The sequence below is a fragment of the Myxococcus guangdongensis genome, assembly GCF_024198255.1.
In the GTDB taxonomy this organism is placed as follows: domain Bacteria; phylum Myxococcota; class Myxococcia; order Myxococcales; family Myxococcaceae; genus Myxococcus; species Myxococcus guangdongensis.
Genome location: NZ_JAJVKW010000003.1, coordinates 170,100 through 187,677, shown reverse-complemented (window position 1 = coordinate 187,677; position 17,578 = coordinate 170,100). Strand labels below are relative to the sequence as shown.

Genomic DNA, 17,578 nt, shown 5'->3' with positions numbered 1-17,578 from the left:
GTCGCGCCTCAGTGTGACGCGTACTCCACGGACACCACGGTGTACTCCACCGCGCCGCGAGGCCGCTCCACCAACACGGCCTCCCCCACCTCCTTGCCGAGCAGCGCCCTCGCCAGCGGAGACTCCACGCTGAGCCGGCCCGACTTCACGTCCGCCTCGTCCAAGCCGACGATGCGATAGCGCGCCCGCTCGCCGTCCTCGTCCTCCAACTCCACCCACGCGCCGAAGAAGACACGGCCTTCCTGCGCCGCCTCCGGCTCCACCACGCGCACCTCCTCCAATGTGGCGACGAGGTGACGCGCGCGACGCTCACGCTCCTGGCGCCGGGCTCCCGCCTCCAGCGGCGTCAGCCCCTCGGCCCCGGAGTCCGGCCCCTGCGTGGCCGCCAACTCCTCCTGCAGGGCGCGGTAACCCTCCGGAGTGATGTAGCGCTTGTCGCCCGAGGAGGACTTCGGCCGCGGCGGCACCAGCACCTCGTCCCCGCCCGAGTCCTCCTTCGTGAACGCCTTCGACATTCCAACCTCCGACACAGTCCACTTCGGACCCAGGCACCCCGCGCCCGTGAGACTAAGCTACGCCGCTTCGTCCATCACTCAAGGGGTGCACGCATGGCAGGGCAGGCAAGGCTGACCGGCAAGCAGGGCCAGGAACTGGCGGGCTATCTGAGTGAAGCCACTCGAGCGAAGGGCGCGGTGGTCCTCGTCCACGAGTGGTGGGGGCTCAACGAGCACATCCGAGGCATCGCCGACCGGCTCGCGAAGGAGGGCTTCACCGTCTTCGCCACGGACCTGTACGGCGGCCGCACGACGAAGGACGCGCAGGAGGCCGACAAGCTCCTCTCCCAGATGGACTGGGGCAAGGCCAGTCAGGCCCTGAAGGACGCCACGGACGCGCTTCGCCAACGTGGAGGCGCCGGCACCAAGGTCGCCGTCCTGGGCTTCTGCATGGGCGGCGCGCTGACGCTGCTGGCGGGCGCGAACGACGCGGGGCTCGACGCCGTGGTGCCGTTCTACGGGATTCCGCCGGACACCGTCGACGTCACCCGCATCCGCGCGCCCATCCTCGGGCACTTCGCGACGAAGGATGACTGGTGCACGCCGGAGCGTGTCGATGCGCTGGAGGCCAAGCTGAAGAAGGCGAACGTGCCGGCGGAGCTCCACCGCTACGACGCGAACCACGCCTTCTTCAATGACACCCGACCGGAGGTCTACTCGCCGGACAACGCGCAGCGGGCCTGGACGCGGACGGTGGACTTCCTGCGCGCGAAGCTCGGCTGAGCCTCGCGCGAAGGGTGCTCAGGACTCCCGGCTCAGGTGCCGGGGGTCGCGGGCGCGGCGGGAGCCTGGGACTCGGTCTCCGGCGAGGCGGGCGTCGTCGGCTGGGCCTCCGGGGCCTCGGTGCCGGGCACCTGCTCCGGGGCGGCGGGGGCCTGGGGCGCGAGCTCCGAGGGGGACTGGCCCGAGGGCACGAGCTGCAGGCGGTACTGCGACACACCCTTGGGGAGCACCACCTCCACCAGCGGGTTCTCCTTCAGCAGGTCGGCGTTCGTCTCCAGCGTCACCAGGCCGTCCGCGTCGCTGACCAGGTTCATGCGCGTGCGGCGCTCACCCGCGCGCACCTTGGCGCCCTGCACGGGCTTGCCAGCGCTGTCCACCACGCGCAGCGCCACCGTCTGGCCCGCGGTGACTTCGGCGGCGTTCGGCGCCACCAGCTCCCGGTAGGTCGGGCGCAGGGCACAGGCGGACAGGAGGGCGGTGGAGGACAGGACGACGGTCAGCAGGGCTCGACGAAGGCTCATGGGAATTCCGTACGGACGTGAGGGGACTACCGGGCGCGGCAGCATAGCCGCAGACGGCGGGCCGCCAAGCCCCACCACGTCCGCCCCTCGGGACACGGAAGCGGTTTTCCCGGGTTTGTCACCCGGAAGGAACCTGGGGCCGCCCAGCCGGCCCGCCCTCCGGTGGAGTCAGCGGCCCTTCCCGATGCCCGCCGCCAGCCCCACCTGAACGGGAGTCGGGTGCATCGCGCCCGCCGCGAAAGGCTCGTACCCCATGGAGATGATCCGCACCGACAAGGACACCTCGCCTCCGCCCTACGCGAAGGACGTCCGCCGGGAGTTCCGCTACGAGGAGCTGCCGCCGGGCATCGGGATGAAGCCCGAGGGCATCCAGCTCAAGCACAACCGCTTCGACGTGAGCGTGCTGACGATGGTCATCACCAGCTTCTCCGTCTTCTTCGTGCCATTCTTCAACGGGCTCATCGGCGGAGCGTTCGGCGGGTTCCATGCACGCACCCTGAAGCGCGCCCTGGCCGCGGGGGTGGTCAGCTCCATCGCCGTGCCCGCCCTGCTCACGGGGCTCTCGTTCATGGCTGGGAACAACTCGCTGCGCTTCTTCTCCGGCCTCGGCTTCGCGGGTTGGACGGCGCTCTATGTCATCGGCACGCTCATCGGCGCCGTGACGGGCGCGGCCAGCCGGCCCCTGTTCACCGAGGACCTCAGCGCAACTCCACCCCGACTAGCAGCCGACGGTCCGACGTACCGGACCACCACGTCGACGGTGCGGGTGAATCCCGACGTGACGGTGGAGCGAGTGAGCCCTCCCACCGGGCCTGTGCGCGAGGAGTGAGCAGCACGCCGAAGGGCCCCGCGCGCCCCAGCCACCATTCGACCTGGAGCCACGCGCCCGCCTCGTGCGTGAGGCGCGCGTCGCCCAGGCGCCAGGTGGGCGCGTAGGCGGCTTCCAGGCGCACCGCGTTGGCGCCGGAGCCCGGCAGCCCCGTGCGATGGGTCAATGAGAAGCGAGGCCCCGCCGCGGGCGCGAGGGATGTCTGACTCCAGTGCATCCTCGCGAGCCCGCCCACGCCCACCGCCGTGAAGCGCGAGAAGCGCGCCGCCTCGTCGATGACCACCAGCGCCTCGGCCTGCACGGTGGCGCGGTAGGGCTCCGCGCGCGTCGTGTCCGAGGCGACGCGCGCCTCCGCGCCCCAGCCCAGCGAGTCCCACGCGGAGCGACGCAGCGCGAGCGGCTCTCGTTGCAGCGTGCGATAGCCCACCAGCGTCATGTCCGTGGACACCACGCGCGGCGGTCCCCAGCGCGGCTCCAGGGACAGCTCGCCGTCGAGGACCCGCAGCTCGCTGCTCGCCTGGAAGCCGTGCTGGCGCGCGTCGCCCAGCGCCTCCGCGAGGCCCGCGGTGCGCACGCTGACCAGGGGACGCACGGCGCCCGTGTCGGGGAAGCCCACGCCCACGCTCACCACCGTGCGAGCCGCGCCCGACTCGCGCGGCGCCGAGGCCGCCCAGCGCGTCTCGTCCGCCACCTTGCGCCGACGGTCCTCGCCGAGGAAGGCGACCGCGTCCACGTCCGCGAACACCCCCTCGTTGAGCGCGCCCTGTGCGTCGGTGGCGCGGATGAAGGCAGCCTCGGTGCGCTCGGCGCGGACGAGGATTTTCAGCTCCTCGGGCGTCGGCGGACGACGCGGCGCGGTGGCCAGGGCCTGTTGCAGCAGCGCCGTGCGGTCCAGCACCGCGAGCTTGCGCTGGAGCGCGTCCTCTCGCTCGAAGACCCTCTGGCGCTCGCGAATCCCCGCCTCGGCCGAGCCGGCCACGGGCGTCTTCAGGGCCAGCAGTCGCTGACGTTCGATTCGCAGCCGCTCACCGTCCATGCGGTCCACCGCCGCGCGCTCGACTCGCACCGCGTGCGCGACATAGGCGTGGAGCGTCTGGCGTACGGTGGCGCGCGCGGAGGGTGTCGCGGTGTCGAGCACCGCGGTCACGACTTGCGGCAACGCGGCGTAGGCTTCACCTCGGACCTCGGGCTCTCGGGATTGCACCTGCGCGTGGAGCGAGAGGAGGCGCGACAGGGGGCGCGCGTCCACGTGTCCTGAGAGCGACTCCAGGGCCTCGCGGCGCGTCTTGTCCGCTCTCGCGGCGCGCTCTCCCGTGGACTCGAAGGCATCCGGAATGAGCTCCAGGAGTGGGCCCGCGGGGCCTTCCTTGCCCAGGACCTCCAGCTTCGCGAGCGCGTCCAGCGTGGCCGAGGGCAGGACCCACATGAGTCCGGGCGGGCGCACCTGACGCTCATTCTCGAGGACGCCGTTGAGCAGGAAGAGCAGCGCGCTCGCGCAGTTGTCGGTGAAGAAGTAGTAGCCCATGTACCCGCGCCGCTCGAGCTCCCAGATGCGCTCGAGCATCCGTGTCTCCTCGCCGTGGGTCAGGCGAAGGCGGAAGCGACGGATGGTGCGCTGCTCGAGCTCCAGTGACTCGTGCGCCAGGTCTCCCAGCGTGCCGGTGAGGAAGACGGTGTCGTAGCTCCCCGTCATCCCCTTCACCACGTAGCTCAAGCCCCTGGGCTCCATGCCGGTGAGGGCCACGAGCTGCACCACGCGCTCGAAGGAGGGGCCCCGTACCTGGGCGCCCTCGCGCCACACCGGACGCAGGAGCAGGTGTCCGAAGAGGGACTCGGGCTGTCGCCCGGTGGCGGCGACCATGAGCACCTCGAGGTGGGAGAGCAGGTCGCGCTCGGCCCAGGCATCGAAGGCGGGACAGGGTGCTCGCACGGGCCATGCGCCCAGGCCCGAGGACTCGAGCAACTCCGTCAGCGCGCGCGTCTTGGAGAACTCCTGGCAGCGCACCTGTTCGTCCACCGACAGCGCGTCCTGACGCAGGGACTCCACGGGGACGAACAGCTCCTCGGCGAATGTCACCAGGTCCAGGGCCGCGCTGTGCTGACCCCGCTCGCGACTGAAGGCGCCCGCATAGTGCAGACGCGCCTGCTCCTTCCAGACCAGGGGACGCTCGAAGGGCTTCATCCAGCCGGACAGGCGGCGCCACCGTGTCTCGCGACTCCATGCGAAGACATCTTCCCAGCGCTGCGTCACCGCGTGCACCACCGCGCGACGGCGCCACAGTCGCTCCGATTCCTCATCCGTCAGTCGGGACAGGCGCAGCGTGGCACGGCGGTCCTGGGACGGTGCGTACCGGTAGAGATGGAAGCGTGCGTGCCCATCGGACCAGTCAGGCCGTGCTTCCGTTCCGTCTCCCAGGCCCAGTGGCGCGGGCTCGGCGTGGAGCATCAGCTCCAGCGGGCCGCCCGGGAAACGACGCATCGCGGGCGGCAGTGACTGGAGTCCCGCCTCCACCTCCCGCACGAGGAGCGCGTCTCGTGCCGCGGCGTCTCGCAGCACCAGCCCCGCACGGGACAAAGCGTGGACACGGGCCGCCAGTGAGTCCTCGTCCAGGGAAACACCTGGCGCCGAGGCAACCTCGCTCGCCGCAGGGCCCTCTCCCGAGGTGGCGAGTTCGCTCGCCGGCACACTCGCTCCCTCGGGAGCGCGCTCACTCTTCCGTGCGGCGACTCGCGTCGCGGTACCCTCGTTCACCGTCTCGTCCGCGCGGGCCCACGCGGGCAACGCGAGGAGCACCACGAGCCACACCGCGTGGCGGCTCACCGCACCACCTCCGCGGTCACCTCCTCACCATGAACGGCGAGGAACGCGCGTCGGTCCTCATCGAGCCTCGGGTCCGTTCGCGCCAGCTCCCCCACCCTCGCCAGCCACGCCAGCGCGCGCTCGGGCGTGAGCATCCGCGTGTCCGCCATCGCCAACAGCTCACGCCGGTTCGCTCGCAACAGCTTGCCGAACGTCGGCAGGTTCTCCCGCCGGATGCTCGCCGCCGCGGCCAGGTCCTCCACCGTCGGACCCGCGCCCAGCGCCAGGTCCTCGCGCAGTTGGTGCGTCCTCGACCGCAAGTACACCTGCGCGGCGCGCCCCACCTCCTCGGGAGGAGGCCCCTTGCGCCGCTCGGCCGCCGCCACGACGCGCCAGATGACCACGCCCAGCCCAATCACCGTGGCCGCCACCGTCGTCGCCGACACCACGCGCCCATCCTTGTTGTCGCTGTTGCTCGTCTCCGAGCGCGACGCCTTGCCCTCCCCACCACTCTCCGACTCGCTCGTCCCCGTCTCGCTGCGGTCACTGGAGCGCGACTCGCTGGAGCCTCCCTCCTCCGAGCTGTGCGTGGTCTTCCCGCTCGAGTCCCCCGACTCATTCGACGAATCCCCCGAACCATTCGACGAGTCACCAGACCCGTTCGACGAGTCCCCCGAGCCCGAGCCGGAACCCGAACCGTCCGACGAGCCGTCCGACGCGCTCATCCCGCCACTTCCCATCGCCCCGGGAGTCCTGCACCCCATCACCGCCAACAACACCACCATTCCCAACGCACCCACCGAGCCCTTGGTCGTCATTCCAGACACCTCATGAATGAGCATTCGTTCGCCGTGAATGCATGACGAGACACCGTGCAATCTCACGGAAGGAATTCATTTCCATGAATCAGTTAGCCAGTGACGTGCCGAGCCTGGAGCACATGATGTTTCGCGGCCTTGGGGGCCAGGACAGGCCCCAGGCGCGAAGCAGGTGTCCCAGGAAGTGCGTCGGGCGCTACGCGGTGGGAGGTGCGGGGTTCAAGGGCAACGCGCCGGGCATCGACTTTCGACCCCGGCGCGCGCTCACATGAAACCTACCGCGAAAGGCCCTCCCCCCCGGTGGGCCTGCCCCTCATTGTCTCTTCGAGCGCAATAGGAATACCATGCGGGGAACCCCTGATGTCGGGTTCCACCCGGACATCTCAGACTCCAGGGCATGTCGCCGCTCAATGCTCAACAGCTCACAACTTCCACGCTTGGGTGGGATAGTGGGAGCCACTCATTGGCATCGTATACTCAGGATACCTTGATTCGTTTGAATTCCGAGGAACAGCGTATCCTGGCGGACCTGGAAGCCCTGCTCGTCGAAGCAGAGCCGGGGTCTGAGTCCCTGCCCATGGTCCTGGAGGCATTGCGCGACACGCTCAAGGCGGAGCGCGCGGTGGCCTACGGCGTGGATGTGGGACCTGACCGCTACCATGTCAGCTACTCCCACAGCTCGGGTTTCCCGCAGCCGACGGAGGCGGTCTTCGACGCGCTGGAGACCTTCCTGTCGGACCGGGAGAGTCTTTGGGGTTGGTACGACCCGGCCCGCCCGGCGCCCGCACAGCGCAACCGGGCGCTGCACTTCCGCTCGCTCCAGGAGTCCGAGGCGCGGCAGATGCCCTTGCATGACCTGCCCGCCTATGAAGTGGGGCGGCGTCTGGGATTGAGCGAGGCGGAGCTGGAGGCGCAGAGAGACCGCGTCAACGTGCGCTCCGGCGCGGTGTATCGACAGCTCGGAATGGAGCGCATGGCCTTCCTGCGCACGCTGGTGTGCGAGGGCCCCGCGCTGCTGGGCTGGATGGGATTGATGCGCGAGGAGCCCTTCACCGAGCGCGAGCAGCGCGTGCTCCAGGCGCTGACGCCGGCCCTGCAGCGGCGGCTGACGATGGAGACGCGGCTGCGCGAGTCGGGGTTGATGTCCACCGCGCTGGAGGTGGCGATGGAGGCGCTCGGGCGCGCCGCCTGGGTGGTCAGCCGCAGCGGCCGCGTGGTGCACGCCAACAGCGCGGGCCGCGTGTGGCTGGACCGGGGAGAGCCGGAGCTGATGGAGCAGCTGCGCCGGGGCGCACAGGGGGTGCCGTGTTCGGGCCCGCTGACGCTCACGCCGCTGCGCACGCCGGGGCTGCCTCCGCACTACCTGGCCATCGACACGGGCACGGCCTCGAGCGCCGCAGCGCGGGTGCAGGCCCTGGCCGCGCGCTGGTCGCTCACCGCTCGCGAGTCGGAGGTGCTCACGCACATCGTCCAGGGCGAGACGAACAAGTCCATCGCCGGTCGGCTGGGCTGCGCCGAGCGCACCGTCGAGGTCCACGTCACGCACCTGCTCGCCAAGGCCCACGTGGAGAGCCGCTCGGCCCTCATCGCGCGCTTCTTCCAGACGTCCTGATGACGCGCGCGCCCGCGAGGGCCCCGCGTCTACAATGGGCGGAGTGAACGACTCCGCAGCCCTCCGCCTCCAGGCCGCCCGCGCACGCGCTCGACATGCGCTGGACTCGGGCCCCTTCTCCGCCCCGCCCGATGGCGTCCCCCGGCGTCGTCGCCTCGTGATGGGGGACCCGCAGGCGGACTTCGACAAGGTGCTGGGCATCCTCGACCACCACGGCCTGCTGAGCACGGAGGGGTGGCTTCTGCCCGAGGTCCAGCTGGTCTCGGTGGGAGACCACTTCGACTGGGGTCCGCCCGAGGAGCGTCAGCGCGCCGCGGACAGCGCGCTGGCCCTGGTGGCGTGGCTCTGCGCGCACCCGGCGGACCAGGTGACGCTGCTGCTCGGCAATCATGACCTGGGCCGCGTGGGCGAGCTCGCGGGCTTCGACGCGGCGAGCTTCACCCTCGCGCAGGCGGAGGCGGACCGCGTCTACCAGAAGGGCCACACGGACGAGGCCGGCGAGAAGGCCTTCCTCGCGCGCTGGCCCCAGGTGCCCACCGCGGAGCTGGTGGCGCGCGACTTCGGCAACTTCCGCGAGCCGCAGCGCACGTGGGTGGAGTTCCTCCTGCGCACGCGGCGCTTCCGGACCGCCCACGCCGCGGGCCCCGGCCTCGTCGTGCTCCACGCGGGCGTCACGCGAGAGGACCTGGACCTCGTGGGGCTCGCCCCCGAGCGACGCGCGGACGCGGACGCGGTGGCGCGCGCGCTCAACGGCGCGGTGGATGACGCGGTGGCGCGGTGGAAGGATGGACCGCTGGAGGTGCCCCACCTGCACCAGCCGGGCGACGCCGCGCGAGGCGAGGGCACGGGCATCTTCTATCAGCGCCCCAGCCTGAAGCCCGACGACGCCGAGCGCACCCGACAGACGCCGCGCCGACGCTTCGACCCGAGGCGACTGCCCACGGGGCTCACCCAGGTGGTGGGCCACACGCGCGACAAGCGGGTGCTGGAGTTGATGGGCGTCACGGACCTGGCGCCGCGCGACGGCGTGGTGCGCCACCTGGTGACGGATGGGGCTCGGGTGGACTGCGCCCACGGCGCGCCGCCCGGCTTGCGAGACACCCAGGCGGCGATGGTCTTCGTCGACGGGGGCATGAGCCACTGCCCCATCGAGGCCTACGAGCTGTTCGACCTGGACACGCGCGCCGCCGCTCGGACGACGGCGCGCTGAACCTCTCGCGGGCTACTTGGGCGCGGGCTGGGCCTCGGCCTGGAGACCGGCGAGCTTCTTCTCCAGGTTCCTCACCATGCGCGGCGACGTCTGCGCGGCGGGCAGCGTCTTGGCGAAGGTGATGGCGTCCTCCAGCGTCTTCACCGCGCCGGCGTTGTCCTTGCGCGCGATGAGGATGTCGACCCGACCGGAAATCACGCTGAGCTTGCGGGAGCCCTGCACCCGCGCCAACGCGCGGTCGCTCGCGGCGAGCGCGTCATCCAGCCGCCCCACCGTGCGGTACAGCGTGGCCAGCCGCGCGGGCGGATTGTAGTCCTTGGGCAGGTCCTTCTCGCTCTGCTCCAGCGCGGGGATGGCGCGCTCGGGCGTGCCCAGCTTCATGGCCGCCGCCATGCGGTGCGAGTCGAAGACGGAGCGGGCTTCCGGGTTGGGCGCCCGGGCGGCCTCGGCCTCCAGGAAGGCAATCCACTCCAGCGCGAGGGCCTTCTTGCCGGCCTCGTCCTTGGCCACCTCGCGCGCCATGTAGCGCACCTCGTAGAGGCCCGAGCGGTCATCGCCGGACATCTCGATGACGGGAGCGCCCATGGCGTCCACCACCGCGGCCTCCAGCGTGCTCCGCAGCTCCTTCACCCCGGCGGCGTCCTCGGGCATGGACCCCGCGCACAGCATTCCGAACATCGCGGCGTTGGCATACGAGAGCGAGCGGGGCGTGCCCGGCAGCAACTCCACCGCCTTCTTCGCGCACTGCTCCACCTGCATCGCGCCGTACAGCGCCGTCAGGAGTGACTCCACCGCGCGGCCGCGGCGGGACCAGTCGGCGGGCGCCTCGGCCAGGGCCTCCGTCAGGGCCTCGGCGGCCTCCGTCGAACGGCCCTCGCCATAGAGCGCGTCACCGCGCGCCAGCAGCGCCTCCGCGCCGGTGACGCCGCCCTTGTAGGCGCGCTCGCCGTCCTCGAAGAGCTTCACCAACTGCGACACCGTGGCGCTGCCCGCGAAGCGCAGGAGCGGCTTCTCCGCGCGCGGGTCGATGACGTACAGCGTGGGCCAGAACTCGACGGGGAACTTCTCCTGGAACGCCGCGTTCTGGGTCAGGTCGGTGTTCACCTCCAGCCAGACGAAGCGGTCGGCGTGACTCGCCAGCGACTTGTCCGACAGGACGTACGCCTTCATGGAGCGACAGGTGTGACACCACGGCGCCCAGACATCGACGAAGAGAGGAATCCCCTTCGCCTTCGCTTCCGCGAGTGCTCGGGCGTAGTCATCCTCGATGAACGGCAGGGGGGCTCCGGCGTGCGCCGCTTCCGTGGACACGGGCGTGTTCGTGTTCGCGGCGGTGCAGCCGACGAGCCCCCATAGCAGCAGGCTGGCGACAAGGGTGCGCATGGCGCGAACCCTACACCCGGGATGGCGCCGCTCGCTGCTGCTGCGAAACTGACATCCACCACGCAAGCAACTGGGCACCTGCTCGTGCACATGCTCTGGTGTGCGCGGACCTCCTCCGATGATGCGAGACCCCTACACCCTGCGTGACGCGCTCGCGTCCGCCCTGGACGCCCTCCCCTCCGCCGAGCGGTTCCCGGACCCCTCCGACGCGGACCTGGCCCGCCGGCTGGCGGAGCGGCTGCGTCGGGATTTGCTGCCCCGCCTCGGCTCGGCGGACGCACCCCTGCTGCTGGTGGCCATCGCCGGCCCCAACAATGTCGGCAAGTCCACGCTGTTCAACGCGCTGGTGGGCGCGTCGCTGTCGCCCGCGCGCCCCGAGGGAGGCCTGACGAAGCAGTGTCTGGCGGCGGCCCACCCGGAGACCTGGACGGGCGCGCTGAAGGACTTCCTCACGCGCCGCTACGACACGGTGCCCGTCGCGTCGGGCGAGTCGGCGCCCGTGGACCAGCCGGGGCCCTCCGGCAGGCTGTACCTGGTGCTGGCCGAGGCCGTTCCGCGCGGGCTGCTCGTCATGGACACGCCGGACTTCGACAGTGTGTACCGCGAGAATCGCGAGCGCGCCGAGGCGCTGCTCGTCACGGTGGACGTGCTCGTGTTCGTGGTGAGCCGGCAGACGTACCAGAACGCGGCGCTGGTGGACTTCCTGCGCGCGGCGGTGGGCCATGGGCGGCCATACCTGCTCGTCTACAACGAGGCCTCTCGCGAGGAGGTGGCGCGCGGACACCTGGACAAGCTGGCCGCCGACGTCGGTCACCCGCCGCTCGCGCGCTACCTGGCGCCGCACCAGCCGGAGGTCGAGGCGGGCTTGCGTCCCCTGGCGACGGTGCCGCTGGATGGGAAGCCCGCGCTGAGCTCTCTGTTGGGGGAGGCCGAGCACGCGCGGGAGTTGAAGGCCCGGGCGTTGGAGGCCTCGCTCGCGGATGCTCGCGCGGAGATGGGCGCGGTGGCGCTCGCGGCGGGGCGCGCGGCGAGCGAGCCGGAGCGGTTGAGGCAACGGCTGCGTCATGAGCTCGAGGGCGTGGGCGCCGCGGCGGCCCTGAAGGCGGTGCCCGCGGACGTGCTCATCGATGCGTTCCGCGACGAGCTGGATGCGCGCAGTCAGTTCCACAAGTGGGTGCGGCTGCCGTTCCGGGGGCTGGCCACGGCGCTGACGTACGTGAGCCGCAAGGTGCGGCAGTCCTTCACGGGGCCGGAGCCGGAGGGGACCGAGACGCCCACGCGCTCGGTGGACGCGACGCTGACGGATGGGGTGCGGCGGCTGGTGGACGCCTTCGCGCCGGAGGTCGCCGCGTGGCGAGGGGACCCGGCGACTCGCGCGATGCTGGCGGAGTCCTTCGGGCCGGTGACGCTGGCGAAGCTGGAGGAGCCGCTGGGCTTCGAGTCCCTGCATGCGCACGCGGCGGACCGCGCCACGCTGTACGCGTACTGTCGCGACCTGGTGGCGGCCGAGCTGCAAGGGGGCATGCGCGAGGAGCTGCTCCAGGCGATGACGACGCTGGTGTACTCGGTGCCCTCGGGCGCGGCCGCGGTGGTGACGGTGGCCACCGGGGGCTTCGGCCATGACGCGGTGGTGTGGGCGGGGACGCTGTTGTCCACGCCGTTGATGGAGCGCTTCGTGGATCTGCTGGGCGCGCAGGTGCGTGCCCGCGTCACCCGCAAGTGGGCGGACGCGCACGGCGCCACGCTGGCCCGGGCGCTGGAGGCGCGATTCTTCTCGGGGGTGCTCGGGCACCTCGACGGGCTCGCGGAGGAGTGGAACCACACCGCGACGCGCCTTGAGGCGACCCGGGCCGAGCTGGCGTGAGGACGAGCCGTCGCCCTCTTCGTCTGGGAGAAACCGAGACGCTGAGGAAGGGGCGGGACGGACGGGCAGGACGGGCGATATTCCGCCCGTGCGTGTGCGACGACAATGCGTCATGCTGAGCCCGTCATGAATGGCTCGGACCCCGACGCACCGGGCTCCCCACCTCCGGTCCTCTCCTTCCGCCACCTGCTGACCGACGCCGTCGGCACGTTCCTGGACGAAGCCGGGATGACGTGCGCGCAGACAGCGGACTCCATCGGGGAGCTCATCGTCACGCTCTCGCGCTACCGCGAGGAGGGCGCCCCGCTGTTCCCCATGGCCTTCGTGGGGGATGACCTGGCGAGGATGCTCACGCTGCTGGGCGGGCATGACCCCATCGCCATCGGCATCGGGCCTCGCACGCGCGCCACCATCCAGCGGGCGCTGAAGCAGTGCGCGCAGCTGGGGCAGGGGCGGTGGTGGGCGCTGTACCTGCTGCGGGTGCCGGAGGGGTTCGCGTACGGCGTCTTCCGCACGGACCCGTTCCCGCTCGCGGAGTCACCGCTGGAGCGGCTGCGCCGGGTCGAGGAGGCGCAGGCGGGTGTCGTGGGCGTGCTCCAGCTGGCGGACAACATGCTGGAGCTGCGCGCTGGCGGTGGGCTGTGTCGGCACGTGTATTTGTCCGGTGCGCGCGTGGAGTCGGCGTCGCCTCCGGTGATTCTCGACGAGCTGGCGGACGCCATCACCCAGGGCGTGGCGAGCGCCAGCCGTGAGCGCGCGCGGGGGTTCTTCCGCCGGGTGCTGTTCGAGGTGATGCAGACGTCACACGGGACGCTGGTGGCGGTGCTGCCTCGCGAGCGCGCGGGCTCCACGCTGTTCGTGGATGGCATCGTGCTGCCTCGGCCGCTGGACGTGGTGGCGCTGCTGGACCGCTACCACGGGGACGCGACGTTCTCGGCGGCGACGGCGGTGCGTGCCACGGGACAGCTGTTGCGCGGGATGATGGCCACGGATGGAATCACGGTACTGCGCGCCGATGGTTGCATCGTGGGGTACAACATCTTCGTGCGACACCCGGAGTCGCTCGCGCACGAGCCCTCCGTGGTCGGCGGCGCGCGGCGACGCACCTATGAGGTCCTGGGCGCGGCCGTGGGCACCGAGCTGACCGCCGCGTTCATCCGCTCGCAAGATGGGGATGTGGCCTGCCGGCGGGCGTGACATTTCCGGGACGCAGCGGGGACGTCCGTCCCGCGTAGGATTCGGGCGCACACGCCGGGACGCGGGATTTCCAACTCTTCCGGTTATCTGACACATCCACGCCGGAGTTGGGGTTCAGGTCAGCTCGGGAACACCTGACCTGTCACGTCACATCTCCGCCTGAGGGCCCGTGTGTCCGGGGATTTGAGTTTGTCAGAGGGTTCCAGCATGCTGGCGCAGCCTTGAAATCCCTCTTGTTCAATATCGAGCGGCTCGCGCTCGCCGTCCTATCGGTGTGCCTCCTGGCTTCCCCTGCCTGGGGCCAGAAGCTACCCGACGTCGTCGTCTCCGGGCCGCCCATCGTCCCCGCACTGAACGAGAACGGACAGGGCCTGTGTGTCGCGTCCAATGTGTGGACGAGGGCCGTCAATGAGTTCCCCCAGAGTCGGGGCACGTACATCGACGTCATCAACGGGTTCTTCGAGGAGCCGACCAGCAGGCAGAACCGCGTATCGACCGTGCTGCGGACGGATTTCGACCTATCGAACAATCTCAACGACGGTCGAACACTGAGCTTCGGCGACTTCGTGAGCGCTGTCCCCTCCGCCGGATGCTCCACGGGCGGATGCAGTTTCAATGTCGTCAACGATGGCGATGCGTTCACGCCCTTCGTGTCGCGTTTCCGCGGCTATCTGAACATCCGAGAGGATTCCGTCGGGCAGCCGCTTCACCTTGGATTCTACGCGGATGACGCCGTCAGCTTCGTCATCTACGACCGAGCGCGATCTTATACAGTCATCAATCGCCCTCCACAGCTCGGCCTCCCAACGTGGAGGACCACGAACTCCGTGACCTTCACCGTGGCGGGTCTCTATGCCGTGGAGATCATCTACGCCCAGGTCAGCGAACACGCGGCGCTTGAGCTGTCGATGCATCAGGGAGCGTTTACCGACTTCGAACGGGCCGCGAATCAGCCGCCGATCGTCAGCCTAGAAGACAATGGCTTCCAACTGCTCAAGCCGACACAGTTCTTCCAGACGGAGAACGGCCTCCCCGCGTACGCCGGTTCCCCCAATCGCTGTGAGCAGTGCAACCGCGCGGACGCGAACTCCCAGGGCAACAGCACCTGCGGTTCCTCCTACTACTGCAACAGCGCAGCGCTCTGCGCCCCCTGTGACTCCGCGCTCTTCTGCGGCGCGTCCTGCACCCGCTGCGGCCCCTCTTCCCCCTACTGCGCCAACCTCAACGGCGTCACCCAGTGCGTGGCCTGCACTGAGGACTCACAGTGCCCGAACGGCCGCTGTGACCTGACCGACAACACGTGCCGCGGTTGTAACGACGACGAGGACTGCCCGGACACCGGCCGCTGTGACCCCGCGACCAACCAGTGCTCAGGCTGCAATGATGACGGCGACTGCCCGGGGAGCACCGTCTGCGACGAGCCCACCGCCACCTGCGTCCCCTGCACCGAGGACGCCCACTGCCCCAACGGTCAGGTCTGCGCGACCGACCTCCACGAGTGCCGCGAGTGCAACAATGACTCGCAATGCCCTCGCGGAGAGGTCTGCAACAATCACCAGTGCGGCCCCTGCGCCACCAATGACGCCTGCGCGGGCAACTCCTGCAACTGCTGCCCCAATGGCACCCAGTGCGCGGCCCTGACGCCCGGCGCCTCGCCCTCGTGTGTAGAATGCACCACCGATGACCAGTGCGCCGAGGGTCAGAAGTGCGATCCGCTCAACGGCACCTGCGTCACCTCCATCCCCGACTGCAACACCGCCGAGGCCTGCGGTCCCTCGTGCGCCAAGTGCCCCGGCGAGCGCCCCTTCTGTCTCGACGGCCAGGTCTGCGTCCAGTGCCGCACCGACCTCGAGTGCGGTGACGGCCAGTTCTGCCTCAGCGGTGAATGCAGTTCCTGCACGACCGACCGACACTGCGGCTCACGCTGCGAGGCCTGCGACGTGGACGCGCCCTTCTGCCTCTCCGACGGCTCGGTCCAGAACAGCGCCTGCGTGGGCTGTCGCAACAACGACGACTGCGGCAGCGGCCAGTGCAACCCCACCACGCGCACCTGCGAGAACGCCGGCGCCTGCGCGGTGACATGCGACGCGGGCCTCGTCTGCGACGGCGCCTCCTGCGTGGAGTGCTTCGCCGACGCCCACTGCCCCTGCGGCGGGACGTGCGACACCGCGAACAAGACCTGCTCCGAGTCCTGCGAGGACAGCAACGACTGCCTCGGAGTCCAGCACTGCTCCGCCAAGACACAGCAGTGCGAGCGGGGCCGTCGCAAGCCCGGCACCGACCCTCAGGGCGGCGCCTTCTGCTGCGGTACCACCGAAGACGCCACGCCGGCCGGCAGCGCCACCATCCTCTTCCTGCTCGCCGCGGGTCTCCTGCTCCTGCGCTCCCACCGCCGCGTCCGATGAAACCCTTCCATCTGCCGCTCCTCCTCCTGGCGTTGGGAGGGGCCAGCATCGCCTCCGCCCAGCCGGACGCCCGCTTCGACGTGCAGTTGTTCCGCCCGTCCGCCGCGCCCCAGGACTTGGTCGTCGTCACCCAATCCCGTCCGCTGTCGCACCTGTCCGTGGCCGCGGGGCCCTACTTGAGCTACTCGCTCAACCCCCTCACGCTCGTCCCCGAGGGCGGAGACCTCGAGAAGATCAGCCTCGTCGGCAACCGGCTCCAGCTGGACGTCATGGCCATGGTGGGCCTGTTCGACTGGGCCGAGTTCGGCGTGGACCTGCCGCTCATCCTCGCGCAGGGCGGACAGAACCTGGAGGTCATCGGCACCGAGGGCAGCGTGGAGAGCTTCGTGCTCGGCGACCTGCGCCTCACCGGCAAGGTGGCCATCCCCGGAATGCGCCGCCCCGCCGAGGGCAAGGGCTGGGGCGCCGCGATGACGCTCAACGTGAGCTTCCCCACGGGCGCACAGGACGCGTTCGCGGGTGATGGCGAGATGACGTGGGCACCGGGCCTCGTGCTCGACTACCGCTTCGGCAACGGCATCCTCCTGGCGCTCAACGGCGGCTTCTGGAAACGGCCGGACCGCGTCTTCGACGGCGTGGCGCTCGGTGACATGGCGCCCTTCGGCCTGGGCGCCGAGGTCCCCATCCTGCGCGGCAGCGGAATCACGGCGCTCGGCGCGGTGAACGGCGCGGTGGGGCTGAAGAAGGCGCCCGGCGCGGAGCGACAGATTCCCGCGGAGTTGCTCATCGGTCTGCGCTGGTACAGCTCCACCGGCGTGACGTTCACCTTCGGCGGTGGCGCGGGCTGCGGGTGCTCGCTGGCCTCGCCGACGCTGAGCTTCTTCACGTCCATCATCTGGATTCCGGCGAAGACGCGCGAGTGGGAGGCGTTGGAGCGCTTCAAGGAGCCGCCCGAGCCACCTCCTCCGCCCCCGCCGCCGGTCGACCCGGATGGGGACTCCGTGATTGGGGCGGGAGACAAGTGCCCGGACGTGCCCGGACCGGTGGAGAACGCCGGCTGCCCGGACACGGACCGCGACAGCGACGGCGTCGTGGACCGGCTCGACCAGTGCCCCGACGAGCCCGCCGGTGGCCGCGGCCGCTACGGGTGCCCCCTGGCCCGCCGGGAGAAGAACAAGATTGTCATCCTCGAGCAGGTGAACTTCGCCACGGACCAGGACGTCATCCTCTCGGAGTCGTTCCCCATCCTCGAGGAGGTCGCCCGGGTGATGAACGAGAACCCGGAGATGGACCGCGTGCTGGTGGAAGGTCACACGGACGCTCGCGCGAGCGACGCGTACAACCTGGACCTGTCGCGTCGTCGCGCAGCCAGCGTCATGCGCTTCCTCGTGGAGACGGGCGTGGCGGCCGAGCGCGTGTGCTCGCAGGGCTTCGGGCGCAGCCGCCCGCTGTCCGACAACGCGACCGAGGAGGGCATGGCGCTCAACCGCCGCGTCGAGTTCACCATCCAGCCGCCGAGCGACGGTCCCCGTCCTCCCTGCCCGGAGGACCTGGACAAGAAGGGCAAGCGCCCCCGGCAGCGGCAGCAGGGCACCAAGCCTCCCGCGCCGAAGCGGTAGGCCCGAGCCGTCACCGCTCGCGGGCACGTGGGATTTCGCTCCC

12 protein-coding genes are annotated in these 17,578 nt (G+C 70.6%); 7 read left to right on the top strand and 5 right to left on the bottom strand.

Annotated elements, in window-relative coordinates; translation table 11 throughout:
• Positions 1–8: 8 nt before the first annotated feature.
• Positions 9–515: a GreA/GreB family elongation factor gene (locus tag LXT21_RS10175; RefSeq protein WP_254037922.1), complete on the bottom strand. Its 507-nt coding sequence runs from the start codon at positions 513–515 to the stop codon at positions 9–11.
• A 93-nt stretch (positions 516–608) separates the two neighbouring features.
• Here LXT21_RS10175 and LXT21_RS10170 point away from each other — a divergent pair, with 93 nt between their 5' ends.
• On the top strand, positions 609–1,277 hold the full coding sequence (locus LXT21_RS10170; protein ID WP_254037921.1) for a dienelactone hydrolase family protein: 669 nt from the start codon (positions 609–611) through the stop codon (positions 1,275–1,277).
• A 32-nt stretch (positions 1,278–1,309) separates the two neighbouring features.
• Here the strand turns inward: LXT21_RS10170 and LXT21_RS10165 are convergent, their stop codons facing one another.
• The 3 genes from LXT21_RS10165 to LXT21_RS10155 all read right to left on the bottom strand — a co-directional run bounded on the left by LXT21_RS10165 (position 1,310) and on the right by LXT21_RS10155 (position 6,245).
• The gene (locus tag LXT21_RS10165; protein WP_254037920.1) at positions 1,310–1,798 is read right to left on the bottom strand and encodes a YajG family lipoprotein; all 489 of its coding nucleotides are present in this window, start codon (positions 1,796–1,798) and stop codon (positions 1,310–1,312) included.
• A 698-nt stretch (positions 1,799–2,496) separates the two neighbouring features.
• The gene (locus tag LXT21_RS10160; RefSeq protein ID WP_254037919.1) at positions 2,497–5,448 is read right to left on the bottom strand and encodes a lipoprotein N-acyltransferase Lnb domain-containing protein; all 2,952 of its coding nucleotides are present in this window, start codon (positions 5,446–5,448) and stop codon (positions 2,497–2,499) included.
• Positions 5,445–6,245, bottom strand: coding sequence for a hypothetical protein (locus tag LXT21_RS10155; RefSeq protein WP_254037918.1), 801 nt, complete (start codon positions 6,243–6,245; stop codon positions 5,445–5,447). Before LXT21_RS10155 ends, LXT21_RS10160 begins: the two co-directional genes overlap by 4 nt.
• A 487-nt stretch (positions 6,246–6,732) precedes the next feature.
• Between LXT21_RS10155 and LXT21_RS10150 the strand changes: the two genes are divergently transcribed.
• Entirely contained in the window at positions 6,733–7,857 is a 1,125-nt protein-coding gene (locus LXT21_RS10150) for a response regulator transcription factor (protein ID WP_046716674.1), read from the top strand.
• 34 nt (positions 7,858–7,891) lie between these two features.
• Complete coding sequence (locus LXT21_RS10145; RefSeq protein WP_407666975.1) at positions 7,892–9,067, top strand: metallophosphoesterase; 1,176 nt, start codon at positions 7,892–7,894, stop codon at positions 9,065–9,067.
• Positions 9,068–9,079: 12 nt separating this feature from the next.
• Here the strand turns inward: LXT21_RS10145 and LXT21_RS10140 are convergent, their stop codons facing one another.
• Complete coding sequence (locus LXT21_RS10140; RefSeq protein WP_254037916.1) at positions 9,080–10,450, bottom strand: thioredoxin family protein; 1,371 nt, start codon at positions 10,448–10,450, stop codon at positions 9,080–9,082.
• Positions 10,451–10,568: 118 nt separating this feature from the next.
• On the opposite strand from LXT21_RS10140, the gene LXT21_RS10135 reads away from it, so the two are divergent.
• The 4 genes from LXT21_RS10135 (at position 10,569) to traB (ending at position 17,535) form a co-directional block, all read left to right on the top strand.
• Positions 10,569–12,314 (top strand): GTPase, encoded by a 1,746-nt coding sequence (locus tag LXT21_RS10135; protein WP_254037915.1) that lies wholly within the window; start codon positions 10,569–10,571, stop codon positions 12,312–12,314.
• Between the two features lie 126 nt (positions 12,315–12,440).
• Complete coding sequence (locus LXT21_RS10130) at positions 12,441–13,511, top strand: hypothetical protein (RefSeq protein ID WP_254037914.1); 1,071 nt, start codon at positions 12,441–12,443, stop codon at positions 13,509–13,511.
• 221 nt (positions 13,512–13,732) lie between these two features.
• On the top strand, positions 13,733–15,916 hold the full coding sequence (gene traA, locus LXT21_RS10125; protein WP_254037913.1) for an outer membrane exchange protein TraA family protein: 2,184 nt from the start codon (positions 13,733–13,735) through the stop codon (positions 15,914–15,916).
• The gene (gene traB / locus LXT21_RS10120; RefSeq protein ID WP_254037912.1) at positions 15,913–17,535 is read left to right on the top strand and encodes an outer membrane exchange protein TraB; all 1,623 of its coding nucleotides are present in this window, start codon (positions 15,913–15,915) and stop codon (positions 17,533–17,535) included. The genes traA and traB overlap by 4 nt, the downstream gene beginning before the upstream one ends.
• Positions 17,536–17,578 lie beyond the last annotated feature (43 nt).